13 protein-coding genes are annotated in these 14,037 nt (G+C 66.0%); 3 read left to right on the top strand and 10 right to left on the bottom strand.

Annotation, left to right across the window (positions count from 1 at the left end):
• Positions 1-120 precede the first annotated feature (120 nt).
• From SUTH_RS15920 to SUTH_RS15870, 10 genes are all read right to left on the bottom strand, one after another.
• Entirely contained in the window at positions 121-750 is a 630-nt protein-coding gene (locus SUTH_RS15920) for a P-loop NTPase family protein (protein ID WP_041100634.1), read from the bottom strand.
• Positions 750-2,414, bottom strand: a complete 1,665-nt coding sequence (locus SUTH_RS15915; protein ID WP_084207454.1) for a caspase family protein — start codon at positions 2,412-2,414, stop codon at positions 750-752. Before SUTH_RS15915 ends, SUTH_RS15920 begins: the two co-directional genes overlap by 1 nt.
• Positions 2,411-4,114 (bottom strand): CHASE2 domain-containing protein, encoded by a 1,704-nt coding sequence (locus tag SUTH_RS15910; RefSeq protein ID WP_052473712.1) that lies wholly within the window; start codon positions 4,112-4,114, stop codon positions 2,411-2,413. Before SUTH_RS15910 ends, SUTH_RS15915 begins: the two co-directional genes overlap by 4 nt.
• Positions 4,111-4,860 (bottom strand): ABC transporter permease, encoded by a 750-nt coding sequence (locus tag SUTH_RS15905; RefSeq protein WP_148312956.1) that lies wholly within the window; start codon positions 4,858-4,860, stop codon positions 4,111-4,113. The genes SUTH_RS15910 and SUTH_RS15905 overlap by 4 nt, the downstream gene beginning before the upstream one ends.
• Complete coding sequence (locus SUTH_RS18690) at positions 4,857-6,644, bottom strand: adenylate/guanylate cyclase domain-containing protein (RefSeq protein WP_052473711.1); 1,788 nt, start codon at positions 6,642-6,644, stop codon at positions 4,857-4,859. Before SUTH_RS18690 ends, SUTH_RS15905 begins: the two co-directional genes overlap by 4 nt.
• A gap of 51 nt (positions 6,645-6,695) precedes the next feature.
• Entirely contained in the window at positions 6,696-7,502 is an 807-nt protein-coding gene (locus SUTH_RS15895) for a hypothetical protein (protein ID WP_041100628.1), read from the bottom strand.
• Positions 7,503-7,749: 247 nt separating this feature from the next.
• Positions 7,750-8,346, bottom strand: a complete 597-nt coding sequence (locus tag SUTH_RS15885) for a peroxiredoxin (RefSeq protein WP_041100624.1) — start codon at positions 8,344-8,346, stop codon at positions 7,750-7,752.
• A 61-nt stretch (positions 8,347-8,407) separates the two neighbouring features.
• Entirely contained in the window at positions 8,408-8,683 is a 276-nt protein-coding gene (locus tag SUTH_RS15880) for an acylphosphatase (protein WP_041100622.1), read from the bottom strand.
• A 7-nt stretch (positions 8,684-8,690) separates the two neighbouring features.
• Positions 8,691-10,820: a methionine--tRNA ligase gene (gene metG / locus SUTH_RS15875; RefSeq protein WP_041100620.1), complete on the bottom strand. Its 2,130-nt coding sequence runs from the start codon at positions 10,818-10,820 to the stop codon at positions 8,691-8,693.
• Positions 10,821-10,902: 82 nt separating this feature from the next.
• Positions 10,903-11,355, bottom strand: coding sequence for a hypothetical protein (locus tag SUTH_RS15870; protein ID WP_041100618.1), 453 nt, complete (start codon positions 11,353-11,355; stop codon positions 10,903-10,905).
• Between the two features lie 403 nt (positions 11,356-11,758).
• On the opposite strand from SUTH_RS15870, the gene SUTH_RS18685 reads away from it, so the two are divergent.
• The 3 genes from SUTH_RS18685 (at position 11,759) to SUTH_RS15855 (ending at position 13,903) form a co-directional block, all read left to right on the top strand.
• A complete protein-coding gene (locus SUTH_RS18685; protein ID WP_052473710.1) occupies positions 11,759-13,078 on the top strand; it encodes a sensor histidine kinase in 1,320 nt (439 codons plus the stop codon).
• Between the two features lie 155 nt (positions 13,079-13,233).
• Positions 13,234-13,500, top strand: coding sequence for a type II toxin-antitoxin system Phd/YefM family antitoxin (locus SUTH_RS15860; protein ID WP_041100616.1), 267 nt, complete (start codon positions 13,234-13,236; stop codon positions 13,498-13,500).
• A 22-nt stretch (positions 13,501-13,522) separates the two neighbouring features.
• On the top strand, positions 13,523-13,903 hold the full coding sequence (locus SUTH_RS15855) for a putative toxin-antitoxin system toxin component, PIN family (RefSeq protein ID WP_231851035.1): 381 nt from the start codon (positions 13,523-13,525) through the stop codon (positions 13,901-13,903).
• Positions 13,904-14,037 lie beyond the last annotated feature (134 nt).

Raw genomic sequence — 14,037 nt, 5'->3', positions numbered from 1 at the left:
GCGTGAAACAACGTGTTCGGAGCGGCTGGTGATAGCCGAGCGCAGCGCGCTGATCAGAAGCCTCCCCGCGAGGGGAGGATGAGGGGCGGGCCTTCAATTGGCTTTTCGCGTGTTTCATCATCATTGGGCGGTACTCGTTGCCATCAGCGGTAGCGTCTCCAGATCCAGGCGGTTCATGCAATCGGGCACGGCAGGCAGCTCATGGGCATCGACATCGACGAACAGGGTCGGACGGAAGGGATGAAAGTCATGATAAACAGCTTCGAGGGCGATCACCGCTTCGGCCTGCCGGCGCGACAGCCCGCCGAAGATCCGGTCGAACACCAGCAATTCCGGCGGACGCAGCAGGTTGCGCACGAATCCTATCAGCCAGCGCTCGCTGCGGGCGAGGCCGAGCGGCCGTTCGCGGGCGATGCTCTGGATGCGTTCCGGCGGCAGCCCGCAAATCTCCAGGGCGAGTTGCAGGGCATGCTGCCAGTCGCTGGCGGCATCGTCCTGCGGGTCGGCGCCGTAGCGCAGGGCCAGTGCAAAGTTCTCGGCGACGGTCATGGTGCCCAGCAGGCCGCCGTTGGCCGGCAGCACGCCGACGCCGGGACAGGTTTCGAGCGCGGCCACGATCTCGCCGACGCTGGCGGCGTCGGGCGCGACGATGCGGTGGCGGCCGCCCTGGTCGAGCGGAACCACCAGGCGCTGCGCGTCATCGACGCTCAGCACCAGTGTTCGCCGTTCGAGGCGGACGCTCGGCGGCATCAGCGGACTTCTTCCACCGTCAGCAATGCGGCGCCATAGCCCGTCGAACAACGTTTCTTGACGGCGATGTTGCGCAGCGACGATTGGTCGGAGCACTCCTCCGCGGCCGGCTTGGCCGCGCCGGCGGTGACCAGCTGGATGTCCTTGGCGGCGACCGCGCCGACCACGGAGAACGGCCCGGAGGGCTTGAGCCCGGCCGCATTGAAATCGCGCGGATTGTCGGTGACGATGGCCAGCAGGGTGTTCTTGCCCGGAGGCCCTTCGGCGCCGAGTTGCCACGACGGGCGCGGCAGGCGCAGCGTGGCGCCGGGCTCGATCACGTTGTTGCGGTCGAAGGCATTGGGGAACAGCAGGTCGAAGGTCTGGCCGTCGGAGCCCACCATCAGCAGGTAGACATAGCCGCCTTCGCGCGAGGTCAGCGTGAAGCCGATGCTGTCACGGCCGATTTTCAGCGTCGGCTTGTCCGTCGTCAGCGTGACCAGGCGGCGGTCGTCGCGACTCTGGTAGATGTCGTTGAGCGCCGCCAGCGGCGCCGGCTTTGCGGCGGCGGGTGTGACGGCCGGGGCCGCGACCGGTGCGGGAGCCGGTGCCGAAGTCGCGACGGTCGGCGCGGGAGTCGGCGCTGGCGCCACGGCGGCTGCAGGCACATCCCTGGCCGCATAGCTCAGCACCATCGCCGGATTGCCGGTAACGACCACGTGGTGGGGCAGGAAGCCCTGCACTTTCCTGAACTGCTGGTTGATGCGGTCCTGGGCGCAGATGCGCGTTTCTTCGGCCGAGAGCCCGCCGCTGCCGTCCGTATCCTTCGCTGCGCCCGCCAGGCAGGCCAGCCAGGCCTGGCTGGCAACGCCGCCGCGACCGGGTTCGTCGAGCGAAACCTCGTGGTCGCGCGCCGCGGCAATGTGCACGAAGTTGGCGCCGCCGCTGCCCGCCGCTTTCGCCGTGGCCGCGCCGCGGGTCAGCACGTTGGTCGGCTTGACGCAGTCCTTGTCCGGCGGCGTCCATGACTTCGGCGTGAACTGCCGCTGCGCCGCGCCTGCGCGCGTCGTGACGCCGCCCGAATGGCAGGCGTCGATCAGCACGATGGTCTTCTGCGCCTTCTGCGACAGCCGCTTCAGGCTGGCCTCCAGTTCCGCGTCGGTGAAGCCCTGGCCGTCGACGGAAACCAGCGACTCGGCGCAGCGCTCGCTGCCGTCCGCTTCCTTGACCATCTGCCGCCCGCCGTGGCCGGAGTAGTAGATGAACACCTGGTCGCTGCCGCCCAGTCGTTCTTCGAGTTCGCTCAAGGCGCGCCGCATGCCGTCCAGCGTCAGTTGGCCATCGCGCATCACCTTGATGTTGCCGGCGGGAACCCCCATGCGCTGGGCGATCTCGGTCGAGGTCGCGACGTCGTAGGGGACGCCTTCGAGTTTGGGGATCGGGCCCTGATAGTCGCCGATCGCCATGATCAGGGCATGCGCCGTCGGCGACTCGGGCCTGGAAAAGCCGCGCACGCCGGTCGTGGCGATCAGGTTGCCGCGACCGCTGCGGCCGTCGTCGAGCTGCAGCAGCGCGGCGCCGGAGCCTGCCGCCGGCTTGGCCGCGGGGGTTTGGGCCAAACTCGGCGTGGCGCCCAGGGTGGCGGTGAGCACAAGGGAAAACGAAATCCTGGCGAGCTGTTTCATCGGGGGGTCTCCGGCGACGGCGTGAGGGTTGCGGTCAATGCCGCAAGGATAATGGATGCGGCGGCGGCTTTCCACTCTTCCGTGGTCTGCCAGGTCACTGCGGCGCCGTGATCGGCGCAAACCAGGCGCTGGTTCCAGTGCTGCTTCGGCCGCGCGCGGCGCAGGGCGGATTCGATGCGCGCGGCATCGGCGCGCCAGTCGGCGTCGGTGTCTTCCAGCAGCCAATACACCAGCATGGTTTCGGCGAATACCTCCTGGACGAAGCCGGGGTCTTCGATCAGCCTTGAAATGCGCCCGGCGCCCAGTCTCGAACCGGCGACCAGGCGGTCCAATTCACCCTTGAGGCGCCGCCGTTCCGCGGCTTTGGCGCCTTCCAGGCGCAGCGCCAGCACCGCCAGCAGGCGGGTGCCCCTGGGCAGGGCCAGCATGTTCTTCTGCTGGCTGTTGGCCAGCCAGCCGTGATAGACGCCGTAGTAGAGCCGGACCACGGTGAAGTACATGACGCCCAGCGAGAGCGGCGCCGAGGTATCCAGGTACCAGGATGAAAGATTCACCACCGTGTAGGCGATCAGCACCAGCCCGCCCTGCAGGACCACGAACACGGTGTCGAACACGTCGATGTGGACCTGGCGGTAGAGCGCGATCGCCATGCTCCAGATCAGCAGCAGCGCGGCACCCATCATCACCCAGGAAGGGCGTTCGTGCAGGGCGTCGCCGTTCTTGAAATTGTCGATCGCGGTGGCGAGGATTTCGACGCCGGGATGGATGCGTGCCAGTGGCGTGCCCTTGACGTCGAACAGGGCGGGCGCGGTGGAGCCGATGACGATGATCTTGCCGGCGAACTCGTCGGCCGGCCGCTGCGGCTTGCCGCTCTTCAGGTCCCGATAGACCTCGACCAGCGAGACGTAGCGGTAGGTGAAGGGCGGGCCGCGCCAGTTGAGCAGCACCTCGCGCCGGTCCAGCCCCGCGACGCCGGCGTAGCCGAATTCCTCGGTGATGCGCTGCGGCAGCGACGGGATGCGCCAGCCGGCATGTTCCAGCCAGGCCGGATAGCGCCGGATCACGCCGTCCTTGTCCGGCGTCACCTGGTGCGTGCCCAGCCGCCCGTTGTCGATCGCCGCCGGCACCTTGGGCAGGATCATGGCGACATGCGCCGTGGCATCGCCGCCGCCGGCCAGCGGCTTGACGCCGGGCAGCAACGCGGTGGGGATGCGGCTCAGCCGGTCGTTTTGCGGATCGAGCCGCAGCATCGGGAAGAAGGTCGTGGCGGAACGCGCGATGACTTCGTTGAACGCGGCATCGCTGGCGGGCCGCTGCGTGTCGCGGTCGGAAAACAGGATGTCGAAGACGATCGCGCGCGGCTTCTGCTTCTCGATGGCATCCACCAGTTCGCCGAACACCGCGTTGGGCCAGGGCCAGCGGCCATACTCGACCGCCATGCCGGCCAGGCTGGCCTCGTCGATGTCGAGGATCACGATCCCGGGATCCGGCTGCGGCGTCTTGATGCGATGCGAAATCAGCAGGTCGAAGAGCCGGGTTTCCGCGGCCGACACCAGGTTGAGCAGGCCCGAGTCGGTGACGATCAGCAGCGAAAAAATCGCGGCCAGAACCAGGTAGGCGCGCGCGCCGAGGTGGCGCACCAGCGATACGGTGCGCGCCTGCAGGCGCTGCAGCAGTCGTTCGCGCGCAAGCGGCTTCATTTCAGGAAATAGGCGACCAGCGCGAAGCCCACATCGATCACGAAGACCGCGATCAGGCCGTTGCCGACGGCCTGGATCGAGGCCGTGGAGATCGTTCCCGGCGAGCGCTCGGCGCTGCTGCCGTGGTGGCAGGCGATGATGGCGATGGCCGCCCCCATCAGCGCGCTCTTCAGCAGGCTGGCCAGCGGCAGCCACGGGTCGGCGAGGTCGAGGAAGTGCCCGGCGATCTGCGGCAGCGGCTGGTTCTGGATCAAGGCGACGGCGAGCCAGCCGCTGCCGACGGCGATCAGCTGGAAGCACACGGTCACCGCCGGCAGGGCCAGCGTCAGGCCGAGGATGCGCGGCAGCAGCAGGTAGTCGGCGGCCGGCACGCCCATGCGGCGCAGGGCGGTGAACTCGTCATACAGATGCATCACCGCCAGCTCGGAGGCGATTGCCGCGCTGCTGCGCGACAGCACCACCAGCGCCGAGAGCAGCGGCGCCAGCTCGAAAAAAATCCCGAAGAACAACAGGCGCTGCGCCAGGTCGTTGTCCTGTCCGGTCAGCGCGGTGACCTGGGTCACCGCGGTCGCCCCGGTCAGCGCGGCCAGAATGGCGACAACGGGCAGCGCGGCGATGCCACCGGCATTGATCTGGCGATGCAGCTGGGTGCGCATCTGCGGGTCGCGCAACCGGCCCCAGCGGGTCGAGGCAAACCATGCCAGCGCGGTGTAACTGAAAAATCGCGACTCCACCGGCGTGGTCACGCCGCGCCCTTCTTCACGCGCCTGGTCAGCGGCGGGTTCCAGCCCCAGACATGGAGCGGCGAGCGCCCCTTGATTTCCTGCGTGCCGAGATCCACCAGCCCGCCGGCGAAGCCGACCGCCGCCGCCACGTCATTGGAGCAGATCACCGGGTAGCCGGCGGTCTTGCTCATGCTCTCCAGCCGCGAGGCGGTATTCACCGGATCGCCGATCACCGTGAAATCGCGCCGCTTGCGCGAGCCGACATAGCCGGCCAGCACTTCGCCGCTGTGGATGCCGATGCCGATTTCGAGCGGCGCCAGGCCTTCGGCGGCCAGCTCGGTGTTGAGCCGGGCGATGCGCACCAGCATGTCCTGCGCCGCTTCCAGCGCGTTGCGTTCCGGCGCGGGCAGCGGCTGCGGCACGCCGAAGGTCGCCATCAGGCCGTCGCCGATGAACTTGTCGATGGCGCCGCCGCGGGCATGGATCGCCGCCGAGGCTTCGGCGTAATAGCGGTTCAGCAGCGCGATCATGGCTTCCGGGGTCGAGTTCTCGCTGCGCGCGGTAAAGCCGCGGATGTCGGCGAACAGGATGGTCACCCGGGTGCGCTCGCCATCGGCATCCGGTTGCAGCGTGCCGCCGAGGATGGCGCGCATCACCTGCGGGCTGACATGCCCGGCGAAGGCCGAGCGCAGCAACTGCTTTTCCCGATAGTGGCGCACCGACTCCCAGGCCAGGCGCGCCAGGAATGCCATCAGGATGATCGCGAGCAGGGTTCCGGCGCGCAGGTAGTGGCCCTGCCAGATCGCATAGGTGGAGCCGGCGATCACCGCCGTGCCGGCGCCGAGCAGCGCCGCCAGCTTGAGCCAGCCATTGCGGCCGAACCAGAGCAGGGCGCCGAGGCTGGCCAGCACCAGCGCCAGCGGTTCGGAGATGCGTTCGATCAGGCCGCGGCCGAGCAGCGAACGCAAGGCCTGGACATGCGCCACGGCGCCCGGTTCGGTGCGACTGCCGCGCTCCCAGGCCGCGAGCGATACCGGCAGGCGGTAGCGCGTTTCGGTCGGCAGCAGGCTGGCGACCACCACGGCGCGCCCCTGCACCCGGCTCCTGAGTTGTTCGCCCTGGCCCTGGCGGATCCAGCCCAGTGCCTCGCGGAAGGGGATGTACTCGATTTCGCCGCCGGCGCTGTAGTCGATCATGCCGCCGAGCGTGCCCTCGCGCCCGAGATGCCGCGCCATGGCATGGGCGAAGGGTTCGTGCTTGTCCTCGGTCATGCAGCGTTTCTGGTTGATGCGCCGCACCGTGCCGTCGAGGTCTTCGCAGATTGCCAGCGAGGCCACGGCGCCATCGCCGGCGGCGGCCAGCAGCTCCGGCGCGATCGGCCGCAACCGGCGACCGATGCCCATCGGCTGCCCCACCACCAGCGGCGCCGCGGCGGAGAGGCGCCTGATGCCGTCGACCAGCGGCGCGTCGATGCCCTTGACCAGGAAGTCATACGAGCGCACCGGCAGCGGCGTGGCCAGCCCCACCACGCCCGGTTTGGCCTCGGCCAATCCCGTCAGCAGTTCGCCCAGATGGCGGTGCCACAGGGCATAGGGCTCGGGGATCGATTCGTAGGCGGCCTCGTCGACGCCGATCACCACCACGTCCTGCGGCAGCGTCGAGGGCATCCGGGCGCGCAGCCAGCGCGTCTGGCTGTCGTAGATGGATTGGTCGGCCCAGCGCAGCAGGCTCGACGACATCAGGCTGATCGCAAGGGAGCAGATCAGGGCGAAGCCGAGAAGAATGTCGCGATGCAGGCGGGGCATGGCAGGATTATGTCATGGCCGGATCGCCGTGCCGCCGGCGCCGACTCTTCATCAGTAGCCTCGCGGGGCGGGTGGGTTGGAAAGAGTCTCGGCCGAATCGACAAAATGAAACAACACGGTAGGCGGGTGCCATCCCGGGGCCGTGCGCAGCACCTTGGTCACCGAGTCGTTCAGTTTCACCGTGACGCGGTAGTTGGCGGGAAAGGTGGTGTCCCAGCGCGGCAGCACTTTCTTGAGGTAGTCGAGTTCGTGATCCTCCCGGATGATGATCCCCATGGTTTCGAGCAGGCTCAGTTTTGGCCAGTGTTCGCCGCCGGGCCGGCCGTAGGTCACGATGTCCATGAACCTGGAGAAATCCTTGTAAAAGGGATCGGAGGGTTCGATCAGCTTGCCGTTCGAGTAGATCGCGTCCATCAGGTAAGTGACCGTGAAGTTCCTCGCAGGCCGCTTTGACCATTGGTAAATGATGTCGTGAAGGGCTGTCGACATGCACAACTCCAAGTGCCCGCCGACGATATACACGTGCGACGGCGTGACGTCGAAGCTGACTTCTCCTCCGGCGGAGAACACCCAGTAGTCGGGGTGGCAGTCCGCCATGAAGTAAAACTCGTCGGGCGTGTCGTCCTGCAGGTAGATGACCGGGATCTTCCGGTCCTTGGCGAACCTCACCGCCTCGTCCACGCCGCGCTTGGTCGAGAAGCGCGCGTCGTAGGTCGACGACTGGTGCACGACGATCATCACAGAATCGCCCTTGATCTTCACGTCGGACGGTTTGGTGACATCGTGCTGCCGGCAGGCTGACCAGCACAGGGAACTGCAAACAGAGAGAAAAACAAAGAACAGCCGCTTGATACTCATCTTCGTGCCACCGCTACGGATATGGAAAGGCCCGTTTGAACCCCGTCGGCATTCTAACTGCTCCGCGTATGCCCGGCGACTACGACTGGAAGCTTGCCGACGCCAATCCCGCGGGGGGATACCGTCCCCGCTTTGAGCGCGGACATATCCCGCCGGGGGATACCGTCCCCGCTTTCAGCGGGGACATAAAAAAGCCGCTCCTTTTCAGGGGAGCGGCTTTCCGGTTGGGGCCGGGGGTGCTGTATTTTTAGAGCGCGGCGGCGTTCTCGGCCAGGTACTTGGCGACGCCTTCGGTCGAGGCGTTCATGCCCTTCTTGCCTTTCTTCCAGCCCGCCGGGCAGACTTCGCCGTGTTCCTCGACGAATTGCAGGGCATCGACCATGCGCAGCATTTCGTCGATGTCGCGGCCCAGCGGCAGGTTGTTCACCACCTGGTGCTGCACCACGCCGGCCTTGTCGATCAGGAAGGAACCGCGGAAAGCCACGCCGCCGGCGGCTTCGACGTCATAGGCCTGGCAGATGGCGTGGTTGATGTCGGCCACCAGCGGATAGCCGACCTGGCCGATGCCGCCGTTGTTCACCGGGGTGTTCTTCCACGCGAGGTGCGTGAACTCGGAATCGATCGAGCAGCCGATGACTTCGACGCCGCGCTGTTTGAATTCAGCCAGGCGATGGTCGAAGGCGATCAGTTCGGAGGGGCAGACAAAGGTGAAGTCGAGCGGGTAGAAGAACAGCACGACATGCTTGCCGCGCAGGGAGGAGAGCTTCAGCTCCTTGATTTCGTTGTTGCCGAAAACGGCGGTTGCGGTGAAGTCGGGGGCGGGCTTGCCGACGAGTACGGCCATGGGAACTCCTGATAGGGGTTGATTGAATAGTTGAAGCCTATTATAACAAGCCGCCATCCCTTCATGCGGTCGGGCGCAGCTCGAAATCCCGGTAATCGCCGCTGGCGTCTTCGCTCATGACATTGCCAACCGAGGCGCCGGCCGGGCCGTTGCGGCTCCAGTCCAGCATCGCCTCGACCTGCCTGGCGTCGCCGGAAATCACCGCTTCGACGCTGCCGTCGCGGCGATTCCGCACCCAGCCGTTGATGCCCAGCAGGCGGGCCTGCGCCAGCATCGCGTAACGGAAGCCGACGCCCTGCACCAGGCCGGTGATGACCAGGCGGCGAGTCTCCGCCACGGTGCGCCTACTTCACCCGCATGCCCGGTTGCGCGCCGCTGTCCGGGGACAGCAGGAACAGCCCGGGCGACTTGCCGTCGGTGTCCGAGGCGGCGAGCACCATGCCTTCGGAGAGGCCGAATTTCATCTTGCGCGGGGCGAGGTTGGCCACCATCACCGTGAGGCGGCCGACCAGCTGCGCCGGATCGTAGGCCGACTTGATGCCGGCAAAGACATTGCGCGTGCCGTCGGCGCCGAGGTCGAGGGTGAGCTGGATCAGCTTGTCGGCGCCTTCGACGTGGCGCGCATCGGCGATGCGCGCGACACGCAGGTCGACCTTGGCGAAGTCGTCGATCGAAATGTGCTGCGCGGCGGGGCTGGCCTGGCCCTGCTGCTTGTCTTCGGTCGCCTGCTGGTGCTGGGCGTGGCGTTGCGGCGAGTGCGGCTCTGCAACAGTCGGCGCTGGCGCTACGGCGATCGCGGCCGCGGGTTCCAGCGATTCGCGGTTGGCGGCGACCAGGGCCTCGGTCAGCTTGGGATCGATGCGCTGCATCAGGTGCTCGTAGGGATTGATCAGGTGATGGATCGGCAACTGGAAGCCGGCGTCCTGCCAATGCAGCGGGGCGACGTTGAGGAACTCTTCGGCGCGCTGCACCAGCTTGGGCAGGATCGGCTTGAGATAGAGGCTCAGGAGCCGGAACATGGCGAGGCCTTCGGTGCAGATGCTGTGCAGAAGCTCGTCCTTTCCCTCCTGCTTTGCCACTTCCCAGGGCTTCGCGTTGGCGATGAAGACATTCGCCTTGTCGGCCAGGGCCATGATCTCGCGCACGGCACGGGCGAAGTCGCGGGCCTCGTAGTACTGGGCGATAGCGTCCGCCGCGCCGGCCATTTCCTCGATGATGCTGTTGCGCTCGACCCTGGCGAGCTTGCCGTCGAAGCGCTTGGTGATGAAGCCGGCGCAGCGGCTGGCGATGTTGATGTACTTGCCGATAAGGTCGCTGTTCACGCGGGCGACGAAGTCCTCGAGGTTGAGGTCGATGTCCTCCATCGTGCCGTTCAGCTTGGCGGCGAAGTAATAGCGCAGCCATTCGGGGTTGAGGCCCTGCGCCAGATAGCTCTCGGCGGTGATGAAGGTGCCGCGCGACTTGGACATCTTGGCGCCGTCGACGGTGAGGAAGCCGTGGGCGAAGACGCTGGTCGGCGTGCGATATCCGGCGTGTTCCAGCTCGGCCGGCCAGAACAGGGCGTGGAAGTAGAGGATGTCCTTGCCGATGAAGTGGTACAACTCGGCCTGCGAGCCCTTGCCCCAGAACTCGTCGAAATCCAGCCCCTTCTTCGCGCAGAAATTCTTGAACGAACCCATGTAGCCGATCGGCGCGTCGAGCCAGACGTAGAAGAATTTTCCCGGGGCACCGGGAATCTCGAAGCCGAAGTAGGGCGCGTCGCGCGAGATGTCCCAGTCGGTGAGCTTGTTCTCGCCCGGCTCGCCGAGCCATTCCTGCAGCTTGTTGATCGCCTCGGGCTGCGCCTTGCAGACCTCGCGCGTGGCGCGGCGCAGGAACTCCTGGCAGCGCGGATCGGAGAGCTTGAAGAAATAGTGGTCGGAGGATTTCAGCACCGGCTGCGCGCCGGAGACCGCCGAGTAGGGGTTCTTCAAGTCGGTCGGGGCATAGGCCGCGCCGCAGGATTCGCAGGCATCGCCGTACTGGTCTTTCGCGCCGCACTTGGGGCATTCGCCCTTGATGAAGCGGTCGGGCAGGAACATGTTCTTGACCGGGTCGTAGTACTGCTCGATGGAGCGCACCTCGATCAGGCCGGCGGCCTTGAGCTTGCCGTAGATGTCCTCGGAATAGTGGCGCGTCTCGGGCGAATGCGTGCTGTGGTAATTGTCGAAGGCGACATGGAAGCCGGCGAAATCGCGCGAATGCTCGGCATGCACGCGGGCGATCAGCTGTTCGGGCGTGATGCCCTCCTTCTCGGCGCGCAGCATGATCGGCGTGCCGTGGGTGTCGTCGGCGCAGACGTACCAGCAGTCGTGGCCGCGCATCTTCTGGAAGCGCGTCCAGATGTCGGTCTGGATGTACTCGACCAGGTGGCCGAGGTGGATCGCGCCGTTGGCATAGGGCAGGGCGCTGGTGACGAGGATCTTGCGGGTCATGATGCAGTCTTTCCGGGGGCGGGCGGCAGGCGTACGGCCCGCCGCATCTCAAGGGGTGCATTGTACCGGGGCAAGGCCCGGCTTACTGAACCTTGCGCAGGCAGTCCATGCGTTCATCGAGAATGCGGTCCTCCCCGCTGCGCCGTGCGATCTGTTCGTCGCGCGACAACTCGGCGCGACCGCCACTGCGCTTGCGCAGTTCGTCAAGCTGCCGATCGGCCTTTTCGGTGCACTGCCTGGTACGCAAGTCAATGGCGGCCCTGTTGTCGCGGTAAGCAGCGGCGCGGGCTTCCCGATTGCAGTTTTCCGCCTTCTCGGAAGCGGCTTTCAGCGCATCGTGGACCGGGGTCATGATTTGCTGCTGCGCCTTCAGGTCGCGCCCCGGCGGATTTGTCTTGGCGGCCTGCCCCGCATCGCGCATGATGCGCGCCTCCTCCGCCTTGTACTCCGCGAGGCAACGCGGATCGTCGGCGGCAAACGAGAGCGATGCGAATCCGGCAAGCGCATTGACCAGAAGCAGGGTTGGCAATTTCATCGGGAATCCTTCCTGGACTGACGCAACTGCGGAAAAATGCTTTTCATGTCCCCATCGTGCCGTGAACCAAATGGAATAACAAGGCTCCAACCGCACATACGAGCGTAGGAGGTTTCATGGCCCGCAACAAACCTATCGCCACCGGCCCGCGCTTCACTGCGGTTGATCCGGACCGCGGGACCTTTCTGGCGAAGGCAAGCCCGGGAGTCGGCGCTGACGGTACGGCGACGCCCGCGACGTTTCGCCCATCCGGAATCACCTGTTCCCGACAGGGCCTTTCCCGCCCGGAAATTGCTTGCCGAACCGGTCATATGTCCTATGTGCCGGAAATCGGCGCGGCTAGAATCGGCGCTTGCCGATGGAATAACGATGGTCCCGCAAGGGCCGGGAGGCTTGCCCGCAAATGAACGTCATCACCTGGCTTGTACCGCCGAACGCCCGCGACGATGCGCGCAAGGACACGCGCCACCGCGGCATCGCGAAAGCACTGCTGACCATTTCGCTGGTCGCCACGCTGATGCTGGTCGGCATCCTGCTGGTGAGCGGCCGCCTGCCGCCGGCCCAGTACGTACTGTTCGCCGCCGGCATCGTCACGCCGATCCTCGGCGCGGTGCTGATCCGCGTCACGGCCGACATCACGCTGGGCCTGATCCTGACCAACATCGGCGGCATCGTGATCGTCGGGATCTGGGCCTTCATCAGCGGCGGCATCAACTCGATCGCGCTGCCGGGTTTTCTCGCCAACCTGGCCCTGCTCAGCACTTTTGGCAACGTCGCGATCCTGCTGGTCACGGGGGTGGCCATGGCGGTGGCGCTGGTGCTGCTGTATTTCGCGACGGTGCTGAACTGGCTGCCGGCGAGCATCGTTTCGCCGGCGGAAATGCCGGGGCTGATGCTGACCTCGATGCTCGGCTCGGCCATGATGGTGGTGCTGGCCGGCGTGACCGTGGCGCGCGGCCGGGCGCAGGTGAAGGCGCACCTGCGCGAAGCGCTGCACGCGGCGGAGCAGGCCGCCCGCGCCAAGGCGGTGTTTCTGCGTTCGATGGGCCAGGAGTTCCGCACGCCGCTGAATACCGTGATCGGCTTTGCCGAACAGCTCGCCGCCGACCGGCAGGCGCCGCTCGGCCCGGCGCAGCAGAACGGCGTCGGCCACATCCTGACGGCGGGACAGCATCTTGGCGACCTGCTGACGCAGGTCCTGGAAATGAGCCGCATCGAGGCCGGCGAGCAGACGCTGAACATCGAACCAGTGCGCATCGACCAGGCGGTCGGGCCCTGCCTGTCGATCATCGAGCTGGAAGCGCGGCAGCGCGGCGTGGCGCTGGTCGACGAATGCGACGCCCATGCCGGGTCGCTGGTCTGGGCCGATCGCGTGCTGCTCAGGCAGGTGCTGCTGAACCTGCTGTCGAATGCCGTCAAGTTCAACCGCCGGGGCGGCACGGTGACCCTGAGCTGCGAACCGGCCGGCGCGGCCTACCTGCGCATCGGCATTGCCGATACCGGGGCCGGCATCCCCGCATCGCGCCGCGGCGAACTGTTCCAGCCTTTTTCGCGACTGGGCCTGGAAGAAGGGACGAGCCAGGGCGCCGGCCTCGGGCTGGTGATGTCGAAACGGCTGGTGGAAAGAATGCGCGGCCGCATCGGCTGCGAGTCCGTCGAGGGCCTCGGCAGCACGTTCTGGGTCGAGTTGCCGCTGGCCGAGACGCCCGCCGCCCGCGCCTGATCCGGATCGCCGCCGGACAAGGCTGACGAAGAAGTTCCGGCTAGCCTTTCATCGCCGGTGCTGCGGAGGACGAAGGGAAACAAGCTTGCGGCCTTCATTGCATAATGTTGTCAAATGGCTAATATGGCCATATTGGCTAGTTCAAGGAGAACCAGATGATTACCGTCACATCGGTCGAAGCGCAAAGCCGCTTTGGCGAATTGATCGATCGTTCGCAGCGCGAGCCGATAGAGGTTACGCGCCGTGGCCGGACCGTGGCCTACGTCGTTTCGGAACAAGATATGCAGGCCCTGGCGAATGTGAAGAAGCGTCGGGAAGAGGCTGCGCGGTGGTATTCGCAATACCGGGCGCGGGTGATGCCGTCGAGTGTCGCCGACCTGACCGATGCCGACGTGAATCGCCTGGTGCATGAGCTTCGATAGGCGCATCGTCATCGATACCGGCGTGCTGATCAGCGCCGCGATTCGTCCGCAATCGATTCCCGCGCTGGCGCTGGAAAAGGCGTTGTTGTATTTCGATGTATGCGTCAGTGAAGAAACGCTGACGGAACTGGCGGCGGTGTTGTTGCGCCGGAAATTTGATCGCTATGCCCCGAAAGCATTGCGCCAGACGTTTATCGACGGCTTTCGCGAGCGTTCAGTATTGTTTGCGGTGAGCGGCGAGGTAAGTGATTGCCCCGATCCCAAGGACAACAAGTTCCTCGCGTTGGCCGAGGCCGCCGAGGCCGAGTTGATCGTTGCCAGCGATCCGCACCTGACGGACATGCATCCATGGCGCGGCATTCCAATCATGCCGCCGGCGGCGTTTCTGGTCGGCATTCGCTAGTGGCGTTCCCGGCAAATAAGCCAAGCCTGATATATCATTATATAATCCCGACTAATTCACTCGGGTATGGGGTTCCGAGCGATAATCCGCCACCGAACAAATCCCTCCTACTCTTCGTCATCAGCAAAGGCCTC

Source organism: Sulfuritalea hydrogenivorans sk43H (genome assembly GCF_000828635.1).
In the GTDB taxonomy this organism is placed as follows: domain Bacteria; phylum Pseudomonadota; class Gammaproteobacteria; order Burkholderiales; family Rhodocyclaceae; genus Sulfuritalea; species Sulfuritalea hydrogenivorans.
This window is presented reverse-complemented; position numbering and strand designations above follow the sequence as displayed.

Excerpts from the sequence above, each read along its gene's own strand:
- SUTH_RS15920 (WP_041100634.1), bottom strand. The coding sequence starts at position 750 with ATGCCGCCGAGCGTCCGCCTCGAACGGCGAACACTGGTGCTGAGCGTC.
- SUTH_RS15915 (WP_084207454.1), bottom strand. The coding sequence starts at position 2,414 with ATGAAACAGCTCGCCAGGATTTCGTTTTCCCTTGTGCTCACCGCCACC.
- SUTH_RS15910 (WP_052473712.1), bottom strand. The coding sequence starts at position 4,114 with ATGAAGCCGCTTGCGCGCGAACGACTGCTGCAGCGCCTGCAGGCGCGC.
- SUTH_RS18690 (WP_052473711.1), bottom strand. The coding sequence starts at position 6,644 with ATGCCCCGCCTGCATCGCGACATTCTTCTCGGCTTCGCCCTGATCTGC.
- SUTH_RS15895 (WP_041100628.1), bottom strand. The coding sequence starts at position 7,502 with ATGAGTATCAAGCGGCTGTTCTTTGTTTTTCTCTCTGTTTGCAGTTCC.
- SUTH_RS15885 (WP_041100624.1), bottom strand. The coding sequence starts at position 8,346 with ATGGCCGTACTCGTCGGCAAGCCCGCCCCCGACTTCACCGCAACCGCC.
- metG (WP_041100620.1), bottom strand. The coding sequence starts at position 10,820 with ATGACCCGCAAGATCCTCGTCACCAGCGCCCTGCCCTATGCCAACGGC.
- SUTH_RS15870 (WP_041100618.1), bottom strand. The coding sequence starts at position 11,355 with ATGAAATTGCCAACCCTGCTTCTGGTCAATGCGCTTGCCGGATTCGCA.
- SUTH_RS18685 (WP_052473710.1), top strand. The coding sequence starts at position 11,759 with ATGAACGTCATCACCTGGCTTGTACCGCCGAACGCCCGCGACGATGCG.
- SUTH_RS15860 (WP_041100616.1), top strand. The coding sequence starts at position 13,234 with ATGATTACCGTCACATCGGTCGAAGCGCAAAGCCGCTTTGGCGAATTG.